Source organism: Bradyrhizobium sp. USDA 4516, from assembly GCF_054055915.1.
On record NZ_JBSRXT010000001.1, the window covers coordinates 8907068 to 8928988 of the forward strand.

Below are 21921 nucleotides of genomic sequence, written 5' to 3' on the forward strand. Positions count from 1 at the left end.
GCACCGTCTAGAGCCTTTTCCGTTCCGATGGAATCGGAACGGGGCTCCAGATTGTTGTTTTGACGCATTTTCCCTGCGCGAACCGGCGCCCACTTCGCTCGAAAACGCTCTATCACGGCTCAATCCGCGCGACGAGGTCGATAAACTGCGCCCATTGCGAGGCCTTGCTGTAGGCCTCCTGCACGCGGCTCCTGCCGGAGGCGGCGATCCCAGCCCATTGAGGCCAATCCTGCAGGCTGCTTGAGATCGCCTCAGCGGCCCGCTCGGGAGCGTCGTAGGTGCGCATCGTGACGCCGTCCAGCATCGCCTCCGGATAGTTGCCGGCATCCGACACGAGCAGCGACCCGCAACCCATCGCCTCGAAGCAGCGCATATTGCCGCGATCGTTGCCGGCCATGTCGATTGCGCCGTTGAGCACGATCTTCGCCGATCCGAACAGCTCGTAGAGGTCCCTGCCGAACAGCGGCAACCTCGCGATTCGCGCGATGGCGTCGGGGCGCCGGTGCTTGCGCAGCGGCAGCAATCGACCGACCGCGCTTTCGGCAAGCCGTGTCAGCCGCGACGCATCGAGGCAGAATACGATCTTGCGATCAGCCGCCAGCGCGGCGACCTGTTCGAGCGTCCTGCCCCGCGCGCTATGATGCCGCGAATATCCACCGACAAACGCCACGTCGATCGGCCGTTCGCCGTGGCCGTACTGCTCCATGACGGGGTCGATCGCGGGAAAGAAGAGCTCCGCCCGGCACCCCTTGCTGCGCCACGCCTCGAGGATCGAGGGGAAGTTTCCAAGCACCGCGCCATAGGCGGTGAGATCAGCATTTCCGGAAGGCGCGGCGCGCCAGCACAGCGTCTTCTTCACACAGCCGGGAAGCTTGGCGACGAACGCACTCGGATAGCGCACCGGATCGAGATTGTAGAACACCTCGGTTCTGTGATGCTCGATCTGCGCGAGCAGAATGGCCTCGAGCGTCGGCGCTTCCTTCATGCCCTGCTCACGCGCCCACTGGCGCTGCAGCACTTCGTCGTCGCCATTCGTGAAAAAGGCTTCAGCTGCGCCGTCGAGCACGGGCTTGAGAAAATGCGCGGCGCCAAACCGATCATGCAGGAACACGTCGCGGCGCGCGTCGAAACTTGACGCCTTTGCCGCGAGCTGGTTCAGCCTCGGCAAATAGGACGGATAGAGACCGCTATTCTGGAACAGACGCATTGGTTACGCGGACCTTGCCAACATCCATTTCATGTTCAAATAAGGCCAGATCCGGCCGACACTCTTCCAATCCCAGCTCTGCGACGCCGTCAAGCGGCCGACCGCCTTTCGAAGCGGCGTTTCATCGACGAACTCGGCGAATGCTGGAACATTCCGCTCGAGCAGCTCTGCCGTCCAGCCCGCCAATGGCCCGTTCAGCCATTCCGGCATCGGCGAGTTGAAGCCTACCTTGCGGCGCGCGGTGCGGATGCTTTCGGGCATCAGGTTCGCCATCGCCTGCCGTGCCACCACCTTGGTCAGGCCGTCTGCCGACTTGCTCGTTTCCGGCAGCGCCATCGTGTAGGTGACCAGCCGCCAGTCCATGAACGGCATGCGGACCTCGATCCCGTGCGCCATCGAGAGCCGGTCGAAATTGCGCAAGATGGTGGGCAGCGTGGTCGAATGGAACATGCGGTAGAGGCGCCGGTTCAACGCGCCCCATGTATCAGGCAATTCGTCATCCTCGGCGACCAGCGGCAGCGGCGCGGGCGCGGCCGTAGCGCCTCCACGCAGGAAGTAGTGCCCCTCGCGCCTGATCATCTGCGCGCGCAGGAAGTCGATGCCGCGCTGCGCCAGCTGCGATCGTGAGGTGAGCGCGGCTGCTGCGTTCCGGATCCGGAATGCGGCCGACTGTCCCTCCTGCAGGTAGGCGCCCATCAATTCGTCCGCGCCGTGGCCGTCGAGTGACACGGTGACGTTCTGGCGCCGGAGCTCGCGATAGATCAACCACGGCGCGCTCGGCAGCCCGATATAGACGTCGTCATTGTCGTCGAGGATGCGGTCAAGGTCGGTGAGCGCGTCGGAGCGCCCGATCTCGAGAAAGCTCGGTGCCACCTCGGCCCACGCGGCCGCTTCCTCCGCCATCGGCCGCTCGTCATTGCTGGCGCCGGGAAAGGTCGCGACAAAGGCGTGTCGCCAGGCCGTGGAGTCACGCGGCCCCATGCCGGCCTTCTCATGGGTCGCCATGGCGCAGATCACCGCGGACGAATCGAAGCCGCCGGACAGGCAGGTCCCGATCGGAACGTCGCTGCGCATCCGCAGCGCGACGGAATCCTGAAACAATTCGCGAAAGCGCTCGACGCGTTCGGCCTCGGTATCCGGAATCGCCGGCAGGTGATCCACGGTCCGCCACCAGCGGCGCACCTGCACACGCCCCTGGCGCAACCACATGCAGTGGCCGCCCTGCAGGCGGCGCAGTTGCGCGAACAGGGTCCGCTCGCTGCCTTCGATCCCGAACGGGTCAAGCAACAGCCGCCGCGCCACATCGACATCGAGCGACGTCTCGACCAGCCCGCTCCGCGCCAGCGCGCGCTGCTCGGACGCGAACACGAAGCGCTCGGATGACAACGCATACAGCATCGGCTTGATGCCGAAGCGATCGCGCGCCAGGAACAAATCATCCGTGGCCGTGTCGTAGATCGCCAGCGCCCACATGCCGTTGAAGCGCAGCAGCATGTCCTCGCCCCAAGCCTGCCAGGCGGCAAGGATCACTTCGGTATCGGACTGGCTGCGGAAAACCGCGCCCTTCGCCTCGAGCTCGCGGCGCAATTCGAGGAAGTTGTAGATCTCGCCGTTGTAGACGATCACATGGCGGCCATCGCCTGACACCATCGGCTGATAACCGCCCTCACCGGGATCAATGATGGCGAGCCGACGATGGCCGAAGGCGACGTTTCGCTTGGCATTGAACCAGGTGCCCTCGCCGAACGGACCGCGATGCGCGATCAAATTGGTGAGCCGCGAGATGTCGGCCGGCTCCACGGGAGCGCCGCGCAGATTGACGATGCCTGCGATGCCGCACATGTCTAGATGGCCTTGAAGGGCAGGAAGCGACTGCTGATGACGCGGAGATCCCGCCAGCACACGGCGCGATAGGGACCGAGCTGCGACGCGGCAACGGCGGCGACAAAGATGGCCGCCGCCGACACGCCGTAGAGCGACACCACATACCACCATGACGGCGCGTGGTCGAATGACGCGTGGCCGAGCTGCGAACGCAGCGCCAGCGCGATGGCTACTCCCGTGCCGAGCGGAATCAATACGAAATGCAACATCCGTGACCACATACCTGAAAGGCGGAAGGTTCGCCGCAGCAACAGCACGGTGATCACCATCTGGGCGACCATCCCGACGCAGGAGCTCCAACCGGCCGCCTCCCAGCCGAAATACGGCAGCGCGACGGCGCTGGTCGCCAGCGTGAAGATGCCCGTGACGAGCGAGATCAGCGCGTTGGAACTGGAGCGCCCCTGCGACAGCAGATAGAACGCAAACACATTGGCGCTGGACCCCAATATTCCGCTGATCGCGAGTACCACCAGCACCAGCTGGGCCTCGGCGGCGACCTCGGCACCGGTCCATCGATGCAGCAATGCGCCTGCGACCGGGATCAGGCCGCCCAGCGCGCTCGCGGCAAGCACATTGAGAATCCAGGACGAGCGCAGCAGGAGGTCGACCTTGCGATCGTCATCCTCTCTCTGCAGGGTGCTGAAGAACGGGAACAAGATCTCGCCGATCTTCAGCACACCGATATAGACCGCCTCCTCCAGCCGCTGCGCGACGCTGTAGAAGCCGACGAATTGCGGCTGCAGCAGCGCGCCGAGCAGATAGCGGTCCGCCTGCCCGGCGAACAGCGCGCCGCTTTGCGCTGCGAACTGCCAACCGCCAAGCTTGACCAGCGCACGCAGCGCGCCGCGATCGAGCGCCGGCCTCGCCAGCCAGTCGCTGAAGGCGTGGCGCGACCAGGCGAACGCCATCACGAGATTTGTCGCAAAGCCCAAGGCCTGACAGCCGAGGAAGGTCGAGGCACGCGGCGCGTAGGGGATCAGCAGCAGCATCGACATCGTCGTCACCACCGTGCCCGTGATGCTGATCGACGCGATCCGCCGATAGTCCTGGCGCGCCGTGAACAGCGAGAGGAAGACGGCGAACAGGCACTGGAACAGCCAACCGGCACCGGCCAATGCGAAGGTGAGCCCGAGGTCGTCGGCGGCCGGGCCGCCGAGGTGGAATCCCAGCCGTGCCAGCGGCGCGCCGGCAAAGGCAAGCAACGCCGCGATCAGGCCGCCAAGGACGATGGCAAGCGCCAGAGCGGTCGCGAAAAATCGCCGCGCCATGTCGCGATCGGACGGTTCCAACCTTTGCGCGAGCTCGCGCGCCGTCGAAAGGCCGAGCGCATTGCTGAACATCAGCGCCGGCGCGACACAGGCCGTCACCAGACCCGCAACACCGAACGCGGCGAGACCGAGCCGGAAAATCACGAACGGTAGGATCGCGAGATTGAGCAGCACCGCGACCGCGAAGGCGGTCGCGTTCCATGCCGAGTTACCGAGCAGATGGGATGGACCCTTTTTCACCGCCATGCCCGCTTTCGGTCCATCGCTCCGATACGCCTCAAGTGCCTCTTCCGTAAGGGCAAAACCCCATTCGGCATGGCGACGGGCTAGCAGCCGGCGCGGTGATTGTCGAGGGTTGGCGGACGGCGGGGAGGCGTGGGTCCGGGCCATGGCCGCGGCAAATGCAGGAGCCGATCTCCGCGGAACCATGGCTGGTTGTTTCCGGCCCTGTTTGTGATCCGGGTAACAGTTGGAAAGGCCTGCCAAATTGTCTATGGCAGATGGGCTCAAGCCCCGGGCAGCCCGCCCAACAAGAGGTGTCTCAATGCCCTTTCCCCGCGCATCCCAAGCCCTGTCCCGTTTCACCGTGCTGGATTTGACCCGGGTCCGGTCTGGGCCGACCTGCGTGCGTCAGCTCGCCGATTGGGGCGCCAATGTCGTCAAGATCGATGCGCTTCTGGAGGACAGCGGTGGCGAGCAGCCGGGCGGCCCGCGCGGCGGGTCCGATTTCCAGAACCTGCATCGCAACAAGCGCGCCATGACGCTGAACCTGAAGGACCGCAAGGGGCTCGAGGTGTTCAAGCGGCTGGCCGAACAGGCTGATGTCGTGGTCGAAAACTTCCGGCCGGACGTCAAGGCCAAGCTCGGCATCGATTACGAGAGCATCCGCAAGATCAATCCGCGGATCGTCTATGGCAGCATCTCCGGATTCGGCCAGGACGGCCCCTATCACAAGCGCCCGGGCTTCGATCAGATCGCCCAGGGCATGGGTGGCCTGATGTCGGTGACCGGCGCGCCCGGCGGCGGACCGATGCGGGTCGGCATTCCCGTCGCCGACCTTACCGCGGGTCTGTTCTGTGCGATCGGCATCCTCACAGCGCTGCTGGAGCGCGACGTATCCGGCGAAGGCCAGTGGGTGCAGACCTCGCTGCTGCAGGCCCAGATCTTCATGCTGGATTTCCAGGCGGCGCGCTGGCTGATGGAGAAGGAAGTGGCCAAGCAGGCCGGCAACAACCATCCGACCTCGATCCCGACCGGCGTGTTCAAGACCTCCGACGGTTACATCAACATCGCCACGACCGGCGGGCGGATCTGGGAGCGTTGTGCACAGGCGATCGGCGCGCCCGAGCTGATCATCGACCCCGACTACGCGACCGCGCCGGCGCGCTCGAAGAACCGTGACGCGCTAAATGCGAGGATCGGCGCGCTGACCGAGAAGAAATCGACCGAGACCTGGGTGCAGGAGCTGAACGCCGCGGGCGTGCCGTGCGGGCCGATCTACTCGATCGACCAGATGTTCGAGGATGCCCAGGTCAAGCATCTCGGCATGGCCCAGCATGTGCCCAATGACGAGAACCGGCAGATCCAGCTGGTCAGCCAGCCGGTGACGCTGTCGCGGACGCCGAGCAGGATGGCCGCCCGCCCGCCGGAGTTCGGCGAGCAGACCGAAGAGCTGCTGGCCGAATTCGGCTTCGGCAAGGATGAGATCGCCGAGCTCCGTCAGCGCAAGGTGGTTTGACGGTATCAAACCACCAACGCCTAGCGGTTCGAGGTCGCCCGATCCCGGACCGCGACTACGCCCGTGCAGGCCGCAACATTCGTCCGAGCCCGACGAACGCCTTGTCAATCACCGGCCAGAACAGCAGCACGATCGCCAGTGTCGTGATGGTTCCGACCAGGCCGTTCGACCAGAACACCTTCATGTCGCCGCCGGAGCCGATCATCGAGAGGCGGAACGCATCCTCGGCGCGGTTGCCGAGCACCAATGCGAGAGTGAACGGCGCGAGCGGGATCCCGATCTTCTTGAAGACGTAGCCGACGACGCCGAAGCCCAGCATCAGCCAGATATCGAACATCGCATTCTGGATCGCATAAGCGCCGATCGCGCAGGACACCACGATCATCGGCGCTACGGCCGCGAACGGCACGCGCAGGATCGAGGCGAAGATCGGCACCGTGGTCAGCACCAGCACCAGGCCGACGACGTTGCCGAGATACATCGAGGCGATCAGGCCCCAGACGAAATCCTTGTGCTCGACGAACAGCAACGGCCCCGGGTTGAGGCCCCACACCATCAGGCCGCCGAGCAGGATCGCAGCGGTCCCCGAGCCGGGAATGCCGAGCGCCAGCATCGGCAACAGCGCCGAGGTGCCCGAGGCATGCGCGGCTGTCTCTGGCGCGAACACGCCCTCGATCCGGCCCTTGCCAAAGCTCTCCTGATCCTTGGCGAAGCGCTTGGCGAGGTTGTAGCCCATGAAGGAGGCCGCGATCGCGCCGCCCGGCGTGATGCCGAGCCAGCAGCCGATCACCGACGAGCGCAGCAGCGTCACCCAGTATTTCGGCAAGTCCTTCCACACCGAGAGCACGACGCGCAGGCTGATCCCGGCGGCGTGCCCGCGCAGCGCGAGGCGCTCCTCCATCGTGAGCAGGATCTCGCTGATGCCGAACAGGCCGATGACAGCGACGAGGAAGTTGATGCCGCGCAAGAGCTCCCCGGAGCCGAACGTCATGCGCAACTGCCCGGACACCGTATCCATGCCGACGCCGGCGAGCAGCAGCCCGAGCGACATCGAGATGACCGTCTTGTGCTTGGCCTCGCGGCCGAGGCCGACGAAGGAACAGAAGGTCAGGAGATAGACGGCGAAGAATTCCGGCGGGCCGAACCTCAGCGCAAACGACGAGATCATCGGCGCCAGGAAGGTGATCAGCAGCACCGCGACCAGCGAACCGACAAAGGACGAGGTGAACGCCGCGGTGAGCGCCTCGGCCGCCCTGCCCTGCTGCGCCATCGGATAGCCGTCGAACGTGGTCGCGACCGACCAGGCTTCGCCCGGGATATTGAACAGGATCGAGGTGATGGCGCCGCCGAACAGCGCGCCCCAGTAGATGCACGACAGCATCACGATGGCCGATGTCGGGTCCATCGTGAAGGTCAGCGGCAGCAGGATCGCGACGCCGTTGGGGCCGCCAAGCCCGGGCAGCACGCCGACGAAGATGCCGAGCACCAGCCCGACCATCATCAACAGCAGCGTCTTCCACGTCAGAAGGACGGCAAAGCCGTGCAGCAGGAGACCGAAAGCTTCCATGTTTCGAAATCCTGTCGGTTCGCTAGCGGCCGAGAGCCGCTTCGAGCGGCCCCTTTGGCATGATGACGTCGAACGCGACGTCGAACGTTATGAACATCGCGGCGGTGAAGACGAAGGCGGTCAGCAGCGACTTCCACAGCGCGATCTTGCCGACGAGGCGCATGAAGCCAGCGATCAAGAGAAAGCTCGCGACATAGAGGCCGAGATATTGGGTGGCGAGGCAGAACAGCAACGTCGGCACGAACACCGCCATCACCCGGCGAAGCTGGGCGCGGGTGACAAAGGTCTCGGCGGCTTCCCGGCGCGAAAGAAAGGCCGCGCCGAGACCATAGAGGCTCGCACTGCCGAGGATGACCGAGAGGTAGAACGGAAAATAGCCCGGCTGCGGCCCGGTCGAGTCCCACGACGCGCCGGTGCGCCAATTGTCCCAGCCGAGCACCACGGCGAGCGCAAGCAACAGCAGCGACACGACGACGTCAATGACGCCGGTGCTGACGACCGCCGGCGAGTTATCTTCAGGTGCGGTCGGATCGTCGACGACGATCTCAAGTTCGGTATTGGACATGGATGAGACGGTCTGGGTTGCGAGGGCAACGATTGGGATAGCGTGCAGATGCAACCACCGTCAATGCAGCCTTCAGTTAAACGGTGGAACGTTCGGGAAAGGCGCTCGCAAGTGCAGCACGCTCCGGCTTGAGAACGCCGCGCTCGGTGATCAATCCGGTCACCAGCCGCGCCGGCGTGACGTCGAAACCGAAATTGGCAACCGACGAGCCGTCCGGAACCACGCGCACGGTCTCGATCCGGCCATCCGCCGTGCGTCCCGTGAGGTGCGTCACCTCGTCGGCCGCGCGCTGCTCGATCGGAATCTGCCTGACACCGTCATCGATACTAAAGTCGATGGTCGGTGACGGCAGCGCGACATAGAACGGCACGCTGTTGTCGTGGGCCGCGAGCGCTTTCAGATAGGTGCCGATCTTGTTGCAGACGTCGCCATTGGCGGCGACGCGATCGGTCCCGACGATCGCGAGATCGACCATGCGATGCTGCATCAGATGGCCGCCGGTGTTGTCGGGGATCACGGTGTGCGGCACGCCGTGGTGCCCGAGTTCCCAGGCGGTGAGCGAAGCGCCCTGATTGCGCGGCCGCGTCTCGTCGACCCAGACATGGACCGGAATGCCGCGATCGTGCGCCTGGTAGATCGGCGATGTCGCCGTTCCCCAATCCACGGTTGCAAGCCAGCCGGCGTTGCAATGCGTCAGGACGTTCACCACCTCGCCCGGCTTCTTGGTCGCGGCGATCGTCTCGATCAGGCCGAGCCCGTGACGGCCGATCTCGCGGTTGATCCCGACATCCTCATCGGCGATCTCGCGCGCGCGGGCATAGGCCGCCTCGGCCCGGGCCGAAGCCGCGAGCGGCGCCAGCGCGCGCTGCATCTCGTCAACGGCCCATTTCAGATTGACCGCGGTCGGCCGCGTCGCCAGCAGCATCCTGCCGGCGCGTTCGAGCGCCGCGTCGGAGGCATCGGCGCGCATCGCAAAGGCCATGCCATAGGCTGCAGTGGCGCCGATCAGCGGCGCGCCGCGGACCAGCATCGAGCGGATCGCCTCGCCGGCCTCGTCCGCTGTGGTGAGTTTGGCGACGATGAATTCATGCGGCAGCCGGCGCTGATCGATCGCGCCGACCGACCAGCCGTCGGGCTCGAGCCAGATGCTGCGAAAATGTCGTCCATCGACTTTCATGTCCTATGCCCTTCGCGTCGCGCGCTCCTGGAGGACTTCATCACGACCGCAACACCCGTCCGGCGACGGCATCGAGCTTGGCCAGCAGCTGCGGATCGCGGGCCGCAGGCGCCGTGATCAGCGCGGTATCAAGCGCCCGATCCGAACCGACCGGGCACGGCTCGTGCTCGCGCGGGAAATCCCGCGCCAGCCGCGCGACCAGCGCCTTTGCCTTCTCGGCGTTCGAATTCAGCACACGGATGATATCCTGCACCGTCACGGCATCATGCGCCGGATGCCAGCAATCGAAATCGGTGACCATCGCCACGCTGGCGTAGCAGATCTCGGCCTCGCGGGCGAGCTTGGCTTCTGGCATGTTGGTCATGCCGATCACCGAATAGCCCTGCGCCTTGTAGGTCAGGCTTTCGGCGAGCGAGGAGAACTGCGGCCCCTCCATGCAGAGGTAGGTGCCGCCGCGGGCGAACGCGATGTCTTCGGCCTCGGCAGCGGCGGCGAGATGCCTCGCCAGCAAGGGGGACACCGGATGCGCCATCGAGACATGCGCGACGCAGCCCTTGCCGAAGAACGAGCTCTCGCGCTTGTGGGTGCGATCAACGAACTGGTCGACCAATACAAACGTGCCCGGCGGCAGCTCTTCCTTGAACGAGCCGCACGCGGACAGCGCGACGAGGTCGGTGACCCCTGCCCGCTTCAGCACATCGACATTGGCGCGATAGTTGATGTCGGACGGCGACAGCGCGTGTCCATGGCCGTGGCGCGGCAGGAACACGATCGGCAGCCCCGCCATCTCGCCGCGGCGGAGCGGCGCTGACGGTTCGCCCCAAGGGCTTGTGATCGCCTCCTCGCGGACATTTTCCAGGCCCGGCAGATCGTAGATGCCGGATCCACCGATGATCCCCAACACGGCTTTGGTCATGATCGCTCCTCACGGTCCCGCAACGGCGCCGGAGGGGTGACCCAGCCCGATCGGGCTCGCCGGACGTTCGGCCATACTGCGGCGCAGTAATCACTGCGCCGCAGCCGCTTGCAAGGCAATTCCAAGTTAAGAGGAAAGCCCCCGAAGGGTGAACCCGGAATCTCGAGATTCCCCGATGCGCACCGGAATGACGGCGGATCCGCTACTTCGCGACGAACCCTGCCGCGTTCATCAGCGACGCATTCTGCTTGTCGTCATCCTCGAGGAACTCGACCATGTCCTTGCCGGTGAGGAAGATCGGCTTCAGCGCCTGCTTCTCCATGTAGTCCTTGTATTCATCCGTCTGCGTCACCTTCTGAAACAGGTCGACATAGAACGCCTGCTGCTCCTGCGTGACCTTGCCCGGCAGGAACATCGCACGCAGCATCAGATACTGCACGTCGAGTCCCTCCTCCTTGCAGGTCGGGATGTCGTTCCAGGATTGCGTATCGGTGACCTTGGTCTTGTAGGAGATGCGCTCCTTGTCGAACACGCAGAGCGCGCGAACCTGTCCGGCGCGCCAGACTTCGAGGTTCTCGCTGGGATTGTTGACGTTGGACTCGGTGTGACCGCCGACCAGTTGGGTCGCGGCCTCGCCGCCAGACTTGTACGGCAGATACGAGAACTTCGCGCCGGTCTTCTGCTCCATGAAGACGGTCAGCACGTGATCTTCGCGCTTGGAGCCCGTGCCGCCCATCTTGAACGGCGCACTCGCCGCTTTCGCGGCAGCGATGAACTCCTTCACGGTCTTCGGACCGGAGGCGTTGTCCCACAACACGAACTGGTCGAGCGCGATCACCGACACCGGGGTGAGGTCGCGCCAGTTGAACGGAATCTTGGCCGACAGCGGCAGCATGTAGATCAGCGAATAGGCGATCAGCACCTTGTTGGGATCGCCCTCGCTGGACTTCATGTACATCAGCGCTTCCGCACCCGACGCGCCGCCCTTCAGCGACACCACCATCGGCTGCTTCATCAGATTGTTCTTCTGGATCGCCGCCTGCATCATGCGCGCCATCTGGTCGGAGGCGCCGCCGGCACCGGCCGCGACCACGATTTCGACCGGCTTGCTCGGCTCCCAGCCGGCAAAGGCCGGCGTGCTCAGCAAGAGGGCCGCGATTGCAGCCGTGGTTTTTACAATCTGTCCCACGTGTTTCTTCCCTATCTATTTGTTCGGCTTGGCAAAACCTGCGAGGTGGCGGGCTCGCGTCATTGTGCCGAGAATGAAGGTGAGTTCAAGCCGCGAACTGCCGCATGGCCTATGACTTTGGAATGAGGTGCGTGCGTCGTTTCGCATAACCGCTTTGCAACAGTCCCGTCATCCTGAGAGGGCGGAACGCGCGTCTCGAAGGATCGACGGCCACCAGCCGGGCCGTGCATCCTTCGAGGCTCGCTCCGCTCGCACCTCAGGATGACGGGGTGAGTTTTGATTCAACTTTCAAACAGCTTGTTCGCTGTCGTCCCTGCGAAAGCAGGGACCCATACTCCGCGGCGGAAGTTGTGAACGAGAACCGTCGCTCCAGCATCGCTCAACAATGGATAACTGTGGTTGCGACGGCACCTGAAGCCGCTGTCACTTGCCCTTGAAGTTGGGCGCGCGCTTGTTGAGGAAGGCGTCCATGCCCTCGCGGAAATCCTCGCTCATATAGGCGCGCAGGATCAGGTCCTCGCCCTCCTCGCGCGACAGCGTGCGGCGGATGCGGCGGACCGCCTCCTTGGTCACTTCGAGCGTGATCGGCGCGTGGCCGGCGACGAGCTTCGCCGTCTCGGTAGCGCGGCGCTGCAACGTTTCCACATCGGGGACGACTTCGTTCAACAGCCCGAGCGCCAGCGCTTCCGGCGCCTCGACGAGGCGCGCCTTGAAGATCAGATCCTTGGTCCGCGCCGGACCGATCAGCGACACCAGCCGCGAGATGTTGGACATCGAGAGGCAGTTGCCGAGCGTGCGGGCGATCGGGAAGCCGATCCGCGTCGCCTCGGTGCCGATCCGGATATCGCAGCAGGCGGCGATGCCGGCGCCACCGCCGGTGCAGGCGCCGGCGATCGCCGCGATCACAGGCACACGGCACTGCTCGAGCGTTCCCAGCACGCGATCGATCCGCGCCTCATAGTCGAGCGCATCCTGCGCCGTCTTGAACGCGCGGAACTGCGAGATGTCGGTGCCCGAGGCGAACGCCTTGTCGCCGGCGCCGGTCATGATCAGCGCCTTGATGGAGCGATCCTGATTGATGTTCTCGCAGATCGCCGCCATCTGCTCGTACATTGCAAAGGTCAGCGCATTGCGCGCCTGCGGCCGGTTGAACGTGATGCGCGCGATCCCGTCCTCGACGGAGTAGATCAGGTCTTCGGTCGAAGTGACGGGCGCGTTCATGTCTCGCTCTTTCTGTTGTTTGCGTTTCGATTTGAGGCGACAGCCTTTTTAAGCGACAGCCTTCGACTGCGCGGCGTCGCGGCCCTTCAGGACGTCCATCGCCGCCAGCACACCGCCGCTGCGATGCGGCACCTTGGCCAGATCGAGGCCCATCTCGACGCCGGACAGCGTGCCCATCAGCATCAGGTCGTTGAAGTGGCCGATATGGCCGATCCGGAACACCTTGCCCTTGACCTTGTTGAGGCCGGTGCCGAGCGACATGTCGAAATTCTCCAGCACAACCTTGCGGAAGTGGTCGGCGTCGTGGCCATCGGGCACCCGCACCGCGGTCAGCGCCGGCGAGTGTGCGCCCTGCTCCTGGCACTGTGTCTCGAGGCCCCAGACCTTGATCGCCGCGCGCGTCGCCTCGCTGTGGCGCTTGTGGCGGGCGAAGACGTTCTCGAGGCCCTCTTCTTCCAGCATCTTCACGGCCTCGCGCAGGCCGAACAGCAGGTTGGTGGCGGGCGTATACGGCCAGGTGCCGGCCTTGTTGATGTTGATGACTTCCTGCCAATCCCAATAGGAGCGCATGCCCGGATTGGCCCTGGCCACGGCGAGCGCCTTCTCGGACACGGCGTTGAAGCCGAGGCCGGGCGGCAGCATCAGCCCCTTCTGGGAGCCGGCGATGGAGACATCGATGCCCCATGCATCGTGCTCATATTCCAGCGAGCCGAGGCCGGAGATGGTATCGACCATCAAGAGCGCCGGATGCTTCAGCGTGTCGAGGATCTTGCGGACGTCGCGCGGATAGGTGACGCAGGCGGTCGAGGTCTCGTTATGGACGACGCAGACCGCCTTGATCTTGTGCGCCTTGTCGGCGGACAGCCTGGCCTCGATCTGCTCGAGGTCGGCGCCGTGGCGCCAGTCGCCCGCGATGAAATCGACGTCGAGCTTGAACTTGTCGGCAATGCCATGCCACAGCACCGCGAACTGGCCGGTCTCGCACATCAGAACCTTGTCGCCGGGCTGCAGCGTATTGACGATCGCGGCCTCCCAGGCACCGGTCCCCGACGACGGGTAGATAATCACCGGCTGCTTGGTCCGGAACACACGCTGCATCGCGGAAAGCACGGCAAAACCGATCTCGGCAAACTCGGGACCGCGATGGTCCATGGTCGGCATATCCATGGCCCGCAGCACCCGGTCCGGCACGTTGGTCGGTCCCGGAATCTGCAGAAAATGCCTTCCAGTATGCACGGTCATGAGCGTCTTTCCCGGTCTCGTCTTGGTCGTGGTGAGCCGCTCGCATATCACTATTCGCCGGGTTTGTCCTAGGCCCGGCGGGGGTCCGTCATGCATATCTGACGGCGCTCCGCCGGGCCTGCTGCGCCTCATTCGGCGGCCACCACCTTGCCCGGCACCACCGATTCGTTCGTCTCCTCGAACGGCCGCTCGGGGTGCATCAGGAACGCCGAGAAGCCGCCAACCAGCAGCAGGCCCATCGACATCAGGAACGGCAGGTACCAGTTTCCGGTGGCGTCGATGACGAAGCCGGCGACCAGCGGCGAGACGATGGCTGCGAAAGCCGAGCCGGTGTTCATGATCCCGGCGGCGGTGCCGGAATATTTCGCCGCGATGTCCATCGGGATCGACCACATCGGGCCGATCACGAGCTCGGCACAGAAGAAGCCGGCCGACAGGCAGAGCGCCACCACCGTGATGTCGTGGACGAACAGGATCGGCATCAGCGACAGCAGCGCGCCGGCGAAGCCCACGACCGTCACGCTGAGTCGCGCCAGCCGTACATTCCCGGTGCGCTCGAGAATGCGGTCGGAGATGACGCCGCCGATGCTGTCCCCGACGACGCCGGCAAAGAACACACCGGATGCGAACAGCGCCGAGTTCTTCAGATCGAGGCTGTAGTTGTTCTTGAAGAACAGCGGCAGCCAGTTGAGATAGAGCCACAGGCACCAGCCGTAGCAGAAATAGGTCAGCGTCACCGGCCACATCCGCTGCAGCAGCGGTCCCCACGGCACCTTCGGCCGCTCGCCCTGCGGACGCGGCGGCAAGGTCGCAAGCTCGGCCGCGGTGATCGAGCCATGGTCCCGCGGCTCGTTGCGGAAGTACCAGACCCACGCGATGCCCCAGATCAGGCTGACGACGCCGAGCACGACGAACGCGCCGCGCCAGGTCAGCCAGAGGATCAGCAGCGCGACCACCGGCGGGGTGATGGCATTGCCGAGCCGCGCGAATGAATGCGTCAGGCCTTGCGCGAAGCCGCGGCGGTTCGCCGGCGTCCAGTACTGCATCGCGCGCGTCGCGGTCGGAAACGTCGCGCCTTCGCCGAACCCCAGCGCGAAACGCGCGACGAACAGCGCGGCAAGGCCATGGACAAAGCCGGTCATGATGGTCGCCGCGGCCCAGATCATGCCGCACCAGAACAAGGTCTGGCGCGGCCCGAAGCGATCGCCGACCCAGCCGCCGATCACCTGGAACAGCAGGTATGGATAGGCGAAGGCCGAGAACACCAGGCCGAGCTCGGTGTTGGACAGGCCGAGCTCCTTCTGGATCTCGCCGGCCGCGGTGCCGATGTTCACTCGGTCTACATAGGTGATGAAATACATCACGCAGAGCATGGCCAACACGACATGGGTGGCCTTGAACCGAAGCCTCATATCCCCTCCCCTGCGATTTTTTTGAGTTTGTTGACGCGCTGGCTGCTAGGTGCCGACGACTTTCAGATGCGGCGGTGTATTGCGCTGGTCGCGCTGTTCGAGAAGTTTCATCGCCGCCTCGACGCCGCCCGAGCGGTGCGGCACACCGGCGACCGACAATCCCATCTCGACGCCGGTCAGCGCGCCAAGCAGCGTCAGCTCGTTGCACTCGCCGAGATGACCGATGCGGAACACCTTGCCTGCGACCTTCGACAGGCCGGCACCGAGCGACATGTTGAAGTTGTCGAGCACGACCTTGCGGAACTGATCGGCGTCATGGCCGGGCGGCATCATCACCGCGGTCAGCACTGGCGAGAATTCCGAGGGCTCCTGACACAGCACCTCGAGCCCCCACTGATTGACGGCGGCGCGCGTCGCGGCGGCCAGCCGCTGATGGCGGGCGAACACGTTGTCGAGCCCCTCCTCCAGCAGCATCGCGATCGCCTCGCGCAGCCCGTAGAGCAGGTTCGTCGCCGGCGTGTAGGGGAAGAAGCCCTTGGCGTTCGGCTTCAGCATTTCCTCCCAGTCGAAATAGGAGCGCGGCATCTTGTTGGTGCGCGACGCGGCGCGCGCCTTCTCCGAGATGGCATTGAAGCCGAGGCCGGGCGGCAGCATGAAGCCCTTCTGCGAGCAGCTGACGCTGACGTCGACTTTCCACTCGTCGTGCCGGTAATCGACCGAGCCCAGCGAGGAGATGGTGTCGACCATCAGGAGCGCCGGATGCGCGGTGCGGTCGATCGCGGCACGGATGTCGGCGATCCGGCTGGTCGCGCCGGTCGAGGTCTCGTTGTGGACGACCATCACCGCCTTGATGCTGTGCGCCGTGTCCGCGGCGATCCTTGCTTCGATCTGGGCGGGGTCGGCGCCGCGGCGCCAGTCGCCGGCCATGAAATCCACCTCGATGCCAAAGCGGCCGGCCATCTGCCGCCACAGGGTGGCGAAGTGGCCGGTCTCGACCATCAGGACCTTGTCGCCCGGCGACAGCGTGTTGACGATCGCGGCCTCCCAAGCGCCGGTCCCGGACGACGGGAAGATCACCACCGGACCCCTGGTCTGAAACACCTTCTGACTGCCCTCGAGCACGGCACGGCCGAGCGCGGCGAATTCGGCGCTGCGGTGGTCGATGACCGGCATATCCATCGCGCGAAGAATGCGATCCGGGACCGGGCTCGGCCCTGGAATCTGCAGAAAATGGCGCCCTTGATGCATGAGAACCTCCCAATCGCCGGATTTCGGCTCCTCTACGAGCTATTTTGCATTCATTTTTTGTCTTTTCAATCCAATTTTGGTATTCGATCGAGAGCATCGACGCGACCGCGCCGGCAAATTATTGTTCAGAATATGAAATCCGCGATTCCCGAAGCCGGGGTTCCAATCACCCCGCCCGCCGCCGGCAACGGCGGCGACCGCCAGGAGGCCTCGCTACACGGCGAGATCCTGCTGCGGCTCCGCGACTATGTGGTGGAGGGCAACATTCCCGAGGGCGCCCGCGTTCCCGAGCGGCAGCTCTGCGAGATGCTGGGTATCTCAAGGACGCCGCTGCGCGAAGCGCTCAAGGTGCTGGCCGCCGAGGGCCTGATCGAGCTCTTGCCCAACCGCGGCGCGCGGGTGCGCCGGCTCAGCTCGCGCGACCTCGAGGAATTGTTCGACGTCATGGCCGGGCTCGAGAGCCTCGCCGGACGACTGGCATGCGAGATCATCACCGACGAGGAAATCGTCGCGATCGAGCGCCTGCACTACGAGATGTACGGCCATTACCTGCATCGCGACATGCACGGCTATTTCCAGACCAACCAGCAAATCCACGAGAGCATCGTTGCGGCTGCGCGCAACGAGACGCTGAAGGCGACCTATGCCAACTTCGCCGGCCGGATCCGCCGCGTGCGCTATTCCGCGAATTTCGCCCGCAAGCGGCAGCGCTGGGCCGAGGCGATGCGCGAGCACGAGGCGATCCTCGATGCGCTGCGCCGGCGCGCGGCAAGCGAACTCAGCGATATCCTGTTCCAGCACCTGCGCAACAAGCGGGCCGCCGCCATCGATCACCTCGCGGAGGGCCCGGACGGCGGCCTGGAGACGGCGCCCCAGAACGACTGAAGGGGCCGGCACACAAGGATGGCTGGAGGGCAGCCATCCTTGCCCATTATGAATTCATAATGTAATTCTCACGTCGAGAGAATGCATAATCCATGAGCGACTGCGGTGGCGTTATGGATCACATCGGATCTGGGATGAAGAACGCCTCCTCGCTCGAACAGCGCCTGCGGTCCGAACTGGCCGGCGACGTGCTTTTCGACGCCTTCAACCGCGGCCGCTACGCGACCGACGCCTCGTTCTACCAGATCATGCCGGCCGGCGTGGTGGTGCCGAGAACCGTCGACGAGGCGCTGCGGACGCTTGCGATCGTCCGCGACGCCGGGCGGATCGTCACCCCGCGCGGCGGCGGCACCTCGCAATGCGGCCAGACCGTCAATGACGGCATCGTGGTTGACCTGTCCAAGCATCTGAACCGGATCCTCTCGCTCGACGTCGAGAATCGGACCTGCGTGGTCGAGCCGGGCATCGTGCTCGACGACCTCAACAGGCAACTCAGGAAGCACGGGCTGTGGTTTCCGGTCGACGTCTCGACCGCCTCCCGCGCCACGATCGGCGGCATGGCCGGCAACAATTCCTGCGGCGGCCGCTCGCTGCGCTACGGCACCATGCGCGACAACACCCTGTCTATGGATGCCGCGCTCGCCGACGGTACACTGCTGCATTTCGGCGAGGTTTCGCGCGACCTGACGCGGGTCAATTCGTCCGACAGCGGACTGAAGCTGTTTCGCGACATGCTCGATCTCGGCGAGCGCGAGGCGCTCGAGATCGCCGACAAATTCCCCAAGGTGCAGCGCCGCGTCGGCGGCTATAACCTCGACGCGCTGGTGCCGCGCAACGCGCCGAACAACCTGGCGCATCTGTTGGTCGGCTCGGAGGGCACCCTCGCCTTCACGACGCAGGTCAAGCTCAAACTATGGCCCGTCATCCGCAACAAGGCGCTCGGCGTCTGCCATTTCGGCAGCTTCTACGAGGCGATGGACGCGGCCCAGCATCTGGTCAAGCTGCGGCCGATTGCTGTGGAGCTGGTCGACCGCACCATGATCGCGCTCGGCCGCGAGATCGCGATGTTCCAGCCGATCATCTCGGCTGCGGTGCGCGGCGATCCAGACGCCATCCTGGTGGTCGAGTTCGCCGAAGAGGACCAGGCCGACAACCTCGCCCGCCTCAGGCAGCTCGGCGAGCTGATGGCCGACCTCGGCTTCGGCTGGGACAAGCCGCAGCGCAAATGGGGCGGCGTGGTCGAGATCATTGAGCCCGCGCTGCAAACCGGCATCGCCGATTTCCGCGCGGCCGGCCTCAACGTCATGATGTCGATGAAGCAGGAGGGCAAGCCGGTCTCGTTCGTCGAGGATTGCGCGGTACCGCTGCCGCATCTCGCCGATTACACCGAGCGGCTCAATACCGTATTCGCCAAGCACGGCACCCGCGGCACGATGTATGCGCATGCCTCCGAAGGCTGCCTGCATGTGCGCCCGGTGCTGAATCTCAAGCTGGAGAAGGACGTCAAGGCGATGCGCGCCATTGCCGAGGAAGCCTTCGCGATGGTGCGCGAATACAAGGGCTCGCATTCCGGCGAACACGGCGACGGCCTGGTGCGCTCGGAATTCCACGAAGCGATGTTCGGGCAGCGCATCGTGGCCGATTTCCGCGAGGTCAAACAGCGCTTCGATCCGACCAACACGCTCAACCCGGGCAAGATCGTCGATCCGCCCAAGATGGACGACCGTTCGCTGTTCCGCTTCGCGCCGGACTATCGCGTCGGCGAAATGAAGACGGTGCTGGACTGGTCGGCCTATCCCGGCGCCGGCGGCGGTTTCCAGGGCGCCGTCGAGATGTGCAACAACAACGGCGCCTGCCGGAAGCTCGAAGGCGGCGTGATGTGCCCGTCCTATCGTGCCACGCGCAACGAGAAGGACGTCACCCGCGGCCGTGCCAATACGTTGCGGCTGGCGATCTCGGGCCAGCTGGGTGCGGACGCGCTCGCCTCCGACGAGATGATGGAGACGCTGAAGCTCTGCGTCTCCTGCAAGGCGTGCCGCCATGAATGCCCGACCGGCGTCGACATGGCCAAGATGAAGATCGAGGTGCTCGCCGCGCGCGCCGCGACGCACGGCCTGTCGCTGCGCGACCGGCTGGTCGGCTATCTGCCGCGCTATGTCGATTTCGCCTCGCGCCTTGCGCCGGTCGCGAATTGGCGCAACCGCAGCCCGCTGCTGCGCGCGCTGTTCGAGAAACTTGCAGGGATCAGCGCCAGGCGCGCGTTGCCGGAATTTCGCAGCGACACGTTCCGGCCCGACGCCGAGGCACTGGGCCCAGTGGATGGCCGCGAAGTGGTGCTGTTCGCCGATACGTTCAACCGCGGCTACGAGCGGGAGAATCTCGACGCCGCGATCGAGGTGCTTGTCGCCGGCGGCTATCGCGTGCATCTGCCGAGGCCATCGAACGGCGGACGGCCGCCGTGCTGCGGGCGGACGTTCCTGTCGGCCGGACTGGTGGAGCAGGCCCGTGCCGAGCTTGACCGGCTGGTTGCGACCTACGTCCCGTTCGCGGCCCGCGGCGTGCCGATCATCGGTCTCGAGCCAAGCTGCCTGCTGACCTTGCGCGACGAGCTGCTGTCGCTGCGCTCGGATGAGGCCGCCAAGACGGTCAGCGCGCACGCGCTGCTGTTCGAGGAATTTCTGGTGCGCGAGGCCGAGGCCGGGCGCCTCGCTTTGCCGCTCGGCGCGGTCGCCGGCAAGGCCGTCGTGCATGGTCATTGCCACCAAAAATCCTTCGGCGCGTTCAAGCCGGTGGAGAAGGTGCTGCGCCTGGTGCCGGGCCTCGACGTCAAGACCATCGAGTCGAGCTGCTGCGGCATGGCCGGCGCGTTCGGCTATGGCGCCGACACCTATCAGGCCTCGATCGAGATGGCCGAGCTGTCGCTGCTGCCCGCGGTCCGCAGCGCCGATCCGGACACGCTGATCGTGGCTGACGGGACCTCATGCCGGCACCAGATCAAGGACGGCAGCGGGCGCACGCCGCTGCATGTCGCCAGCGTATTGGCGATGAGCCTGAAACGTGCGACATCGAAATCCGACCAATCATTGCCGATAAAGGAAGAGGCCCATGGCTGAGCTTACGCTCGATACTGCCCGCAAGATTCTGGATGCCGCGCTCGCCAAGGGCGTCGAGAAGAAGTTGAAGCCGCTGGTCGTCACCATCCTCGACGCGCGCGGCGCGGTGAAGGTGACCGCGGCACAGGACGGCACCAGCCTGATGCGGGCCGAGATCGCCCATGGCAAGGCCTATGGCGCGCTTGCGCTCGGGATGGGATCGCGGGCGCTGTTTCAGCGCGCGCAGGAGCAGGCCTATTTCGTCGATGCCGTGAACACGCTGGCGCAGGGCCGGATGGTGCCGGTCCCCGGCGGCGTCCTGATCATGGACGGCACGACCCTGCTCGGCGCCGTCGGCGTCAGCGGCGACACCTCGGACAATGACGAGATCTGCGCCGTGGCCGGCATCGAAGCCGCCGGCCTGAAGCCCAACGCGGGCTAGAGCTCAGCCGACCTACCCGGAACGCATCGCGTGATGCGTTCCGGCTCTCCCCGCAGACGGGTGAAGCGGCACGATGATGCTTCAGCGGCCGGTCCAGGTCGGCTTGCGCTTCTCGCCGAAGGCCTTGAGGCCTTCCTTGGCGTCCTCGGTCATCGCGAGCAGCGCGATCTGGCTTTCTGTGTAGGCGATGCTTTCGTCGAACGACATCGAGGCGATCGCCCGCATCGCGTATTTGCCGCGACGGATCGCCGTCGGCGACTTGTCGACGATGCGCCCGATCAGCCAATCGACCTTGGCGTCGAGCTCGGCCGCCGGCACCACATAGTTGAGCAGACCTGCGGCCTGTGCGGACCTGGCATCGAACGGCTCGCCGGTCAGCGCCCATTCGTTGACGAGGCGCGGCGGCGCGATCGATTGCAGCAGGCTCAGCACCTGCATCGGGAACACGCCGACCTTCACCTCGGGCAGACCGAAGATCACGCCATCGGCCGCGACTGCCATGTCGGTCATGCACAACAGTCCCATGCCGCCGGCCATGCAGACGCCGCCGATCCGCGCGATCGCGGGCTTGGTCGCGTTCTGCGACAGCCGCAACAGGTCGGCATAGTCGACATTGGGGCGCGAGAAATCCATCGAGAACGCCGCGCCGCTGTTCTGCAGATCGGCGCCGGCGCAGAACGCCTTGTCACCCGCACCGGTCAGCACGATGACGCGGACGTCCTTGTCGTCATGCGCCTCGCGATAGCCCTGGGCGATACCCGCGATCACAGCGGCATTGAGCGCGTTGCGCTTGTCCGGGCGGTTGATGGTGATCCAGAACGCCTGCCCGCGCTTTTTGAGAAGAACGCTGTTGTCGGTCATGTTTCCT

Annotated in this window: 17 protein-coding genes; 4 read left to right on the forward strand and 13 right to left on the reverse strand. The window is 65.1% G+C overall.

Annotated elements, in window-relative coordinates; translation table 11 throughout:
* Positions 1–112: 112 nt before the first annotated feature.
* Genes ACVI1L_RS41410 through ACVI1L_RS41420 form a run of 3 tightly spaced genes read right to left on the reverse strand, consistent with a single transcriptional unit; the run spans position 113 to position 4605 of the window.
* Positions 113–1207 (reverse strand): glycosyltransferase family protein, encoded by a 1095-nt coding sequence (locus tag ACVI1L_RS41410; protein WP_456785438.1) that lies wholly within the window; start codon positions 1205–1207, stop codon positions 113–115.
* Between the two features lie 3 nt (positions 1208–1210).
* Positions 1211–3049, reverse strand: coding sequence for an asparagine synthase (glutamine-hydrolyzing) (asnB, locus tag ACVI1L_RS41415; protein ID WP_456785439.1), 1839 nt, complete (start codon positions 3047–3049; stop codon positions 1211–1213).
* A gap of 2 nt (positions 3050–3051) precedes the next feature.
* The gene (locus ACVI1L_RS41420) at positions 3052–4605 is read right to left on the reverse strand and encodes a lipopolysaccharide biosynthesis protein (RefSeq protein WP_456785440.1); all 1554 of its coding nucleotides are present in this window, start codon (positions 4603–4605) and stop codon (positions 3052–3054) included.
* A gap of 298 nt (positions 4606–4903) precedes the next feature.
* Here ACVI1L_RS41420 and ACVI1L_RS41425 point away from each other — a divergent pair, with 298 nt between their 5' ends.
* Positions 4904–6097, forward strand: a complete 1194-nt coding sequence (locus ACVI1L_RS41425; RefSeq protein WP_456785441.1) for a CaiB/BaiF CoA transferase family protein — start codon at positions 4904–4906, stop codon at positions 6095–6097.
* 55 nt (positions 6098–6152) lie between these two features.
* On the opposite strand, the gene ACVI1L_RS41430 is transcribed toward ACVI1L_RS41425, so the two are convergent.
* From ACVI1L_RS41430 to ACVI1L_RS41470, 9 genes are all read right to left on the reverse strand, one after another.
* Positions 6153–7664, reverse strand: coding sequence for a tripartite tricarboxylate transporter permease (locus ACVI1L_RS41430; RefSeq protein WP_456785442.1), 1512 nt, complete (start codon positions 7662–7664; stop codon positions 6153–6155).
* Between the two features lie 22 nt (positions 7665–7686).
* Positions 7687–8229 carry a tripartite tricarboxylate transporter TctB family protein gene (locus tag ACVI1L_RS41435; protein WP_456785443.1) on the reverse strand — a complete coding sequence of 181 codons (543 nt, stop codon included), beginning with the start codon at positions 8227–8229 and terminating at the stop codon, positions 7687–7689.
* A 76-nt stretch (positions 8230–8305) separates the two neighbouring features.
* A complete protein-coding gene (gene mtnA / locus ACVI1L_RS41440) occupies positions 8306–9406 on the reverse strand; it encodes an S-methyl-5-thioribose-1-phosphate isomerase (protein WP_456785444.1) in 1101 nt (366 codons plus the stop codon).
* A 40-nt stretch (positions 9407–9446) separates the two neighbouring features.
* Complete coding sequence (locus ACVI1L_RS41445; RefSeq protein ID WP_057020489.1) at positions 9447–10322, reverse strand: S-methyl-5'-thioadenosine phosphorylase; 876 nt, start codon at positions 10320–10322, stop codon at positions 9447–9449.
* 202 nt (positions 10323–10524) lie between these two features.
* Positions 10525–11502, reverse strand: a complete 978-nt coding sequence (locus ACVI1L_RS41450) for a Bug family tripartite tricarboxylate transporter substrate binding protein (RefSeq protein WP_456785674.1) — start codon at positions 11500–11502, stop codon at positions 10525–10527.
* Positions 11503–11934: 432 nt separating this feature from the next.
* Positions 11935–12732: an enoyl-CoA hydratase/isomerase family protein gene (locus tag ACVI1L_RS41455; RefSeq protein WP_057020490.1), complete on the reverse strand. Its 798-nt coding sequence runs from the start codon at positions 12730–12732 to the stop codon at positions 11935–11937.
* Between the two features lie 48 nt (positions 12733–12780).
* A complete protein-coding gene (locus tag ACVI1L_RS41460; RefSeq protein WP_456785445.1) occupies positions 12781–13974 on the reverse strand; it encodes a pyridoxal-phosphate-dependent aminotransferase family protein in 1194 nt (397 codons plus the stop codon).
* A gap of 128 nt (positions 13975–14102) precedes the next feature.
* Entirely contained in the window at positions 14103–15386 is a 1284-nt protein-coding gene (locus ACVI1L_RS41465; RefSeq protein WP_157345167.1) for an MFS transporter, read from the reverse strand.
* Between the two features lie 45 nt (positions 15387–15431).
* Entirely contained in the window at positions 15432–16634 is a 1203-nt protein-coding gene (locus ACVI1L_RS41470; protein WP_057020493.1) for a pyridoxal-phosphate-dependent aminotransferase family protein, read from the reverse strand.
* A 132-nt stretch (positions 16635–16766) separates the two neighbouring features.
* Between ACVI1L_RS41470 and ACVI1L_RS41475 the strand changes: the two genes are divergently transcribed.
* The 3 genes from ACVI1L_RS41475 (at position 16767) to ACVI1L_RS41485 (ending at position 21053) form a co-directional block, all read left to right on the forward strand.
* On the forward strand, positions 16767–17519 hold the full coding sequence (locus tag ACVI1L_RS41475) for a GntR family transcriptional regulator (RefSeq protein WP_057020494.1): 753 nt from the start codon (positions 16767–16769) through the stop codon (positions 17517–17519).
* Positions 17520–17653: 134 nt separating this feature from the next.
* A complete protein-coding gene (locus ACVI1L_RS41480; protein WP_456785446.1) occupies positions 17654–20632 on the forward strand; it encodes an FAD-binding and (Fe-S)-binding domain-containing protein in 2979 nt (992 codons plus the stop codon).
* Positions 20625–21053 carry a GlcG/HbpS family heme-binding protein gene (locus tag ACVI1L_RS41485; protein WP_057020496.1) on the forward strand — a complete coding sequence of 143 codons (429 nt, stop codon included), beginning with the start codon at positions 20625–20627 and terminating at the stop codon, positions 21051–21053. Before ACVI1L_RS41480 ends, ACVI1L_RS41485 begins: the two co-directional genes overlap by 8 nt.
* An 81-nt stretch (positions 21054–21134) precedes the next feature.
* Here ACVI1L_RS41485 and ACVI1L_RS41490 read toward each other — a convergent pair whose 3' ends face one another.
* The gene (locus tag ACVI1L_RS41490) at positions 21135–21914 is read right to left on the reverse strand and encodes an enoyl-CoA hydratase/isomerase family protein (protein ID WP_456785447.1); all 780 of its coding nucleotides are present in this window, start codon (positions 21912–21914) and stop codon (positions 21135–21137) included.
* Between the last annotated feature and the right edge of the window lie 7 nt (positions 21915–21921).

Bases quoted from the DNA above. Each gene is read 5' to 3' on its own strand.
- ACVI1L_RS41465 (WP_157345167.1), bottom strand. From the start codon at position 15,386: ATGAGGCTTCGGTTCAAGGCCACCCATGTCGTGTTGGCCATGCTCTGC.
- ACVI1L_RS41425 (WP_456785441.1), top strand. From the start codon at position 4,904: ATGCCCTTTCCCCGCGCATCCCAAGCCCTGTCCCGTTTCACCGTGCTG.
- asnB (WP_456785439.1), bottom strand. From the start codon at position 3,049: ATGTGCGGCATCGCAGGCATCGTCAATCTGCGCGGCGCTCCCGTGGAG.
- mtnA (WP_456785444.1), bottom strand. From the start codon at position 9,406: ATGAAAGTCGATGGACGACATTTTCGCAGCATCTGGCTCGAGCCCGAC.
- ACVI1L_RS41445 (WP_057020489.1), bottom strand. From the start codon at position 10,322: ATGACCAAAGCCGTGTTGGGGATCATCGGTGGATCCGGCATCTACGAT.
- ACVI1L_RS41460 (WP_456785445.1), bottom strand. From the start codon at position 13,974: ATGACCGTGCATACTGGAAGGCATTTTCTGCAGATTCCGGGACCGACC.
- ACVI1L_RS41470 (WP_057020493.1), bottom strand. From the start codon at position 16,634: ATGCATCAAGGGCGCCATTTTCTGCAGATTCCAGGGCCGAGCCCGGTC.
- ACVI1L_RS41475 (WP_057020494.1), top strand. From the start codon at position 16,767: ATGAAATCCGCGATTCCCGAAGCCGGGGTTCCAATCACCCCGCCCGCC.
- ACVI1L_RS41480 (WP_456785446.1), top strand. From the start codon at position 17,654: ATGAAGAACGCCTCCTCGCTCGAACAGCGCCTGCGGTCCGAACTGGCC.
- ACVI1L_RS41420 (WP_456785440.1), bottom strand. From the start codon at position 4,605: ATGGCGGTGAAAAAGGGTCCATCCCATCTGCTCGGTAACTCGGCATGG.
- ACVI1L_RS41435 (WP_456785443.1), bottom strand. From the start codon at position 8,229: ATGTCCAATACCGAACTTGAGATCGTCGTCGACGATCCGACCGCACCT.
- ACVI1L_RS41485 (WP_057020496.1), top strand. From the start codon at position 20,625: ATGGCTGAGCTTACGCTCGATACTGCCCGCAAGATTCTGGATGCCGCG.
- ACVI1L_RS41410 (WP_456785438.1), bottom strand. From the start codon at position 1,207: ATGCGTCTGTTCCAGAATAGCGGTCTCTATCCGTCCTATTTGCCGAGG.
- ACVI1L_RS41490 (WP_456785447.1), bottom strand. From the start codon at position 21,914: ATGACCGACAACAGCGTTCTTCTCAAAAAGCGCGGGCAGGCGTTCTGG.
- ACVI1L_RS41455 (WP_057020490.1), bottom strand. From the start codon at position 12,732: ATGAACGCGCCCGTCACTTCGACCGAAGACCTGATCTACTCCGTCGAG.
- ACVI1L_RS41430 (WP_456785442.1), bottom strand. From the start codon at position 7,664: ATGGAAGCTTTCGGTCTCCTGCTGCACGGCTTTGCCGTCCTTCTGACG.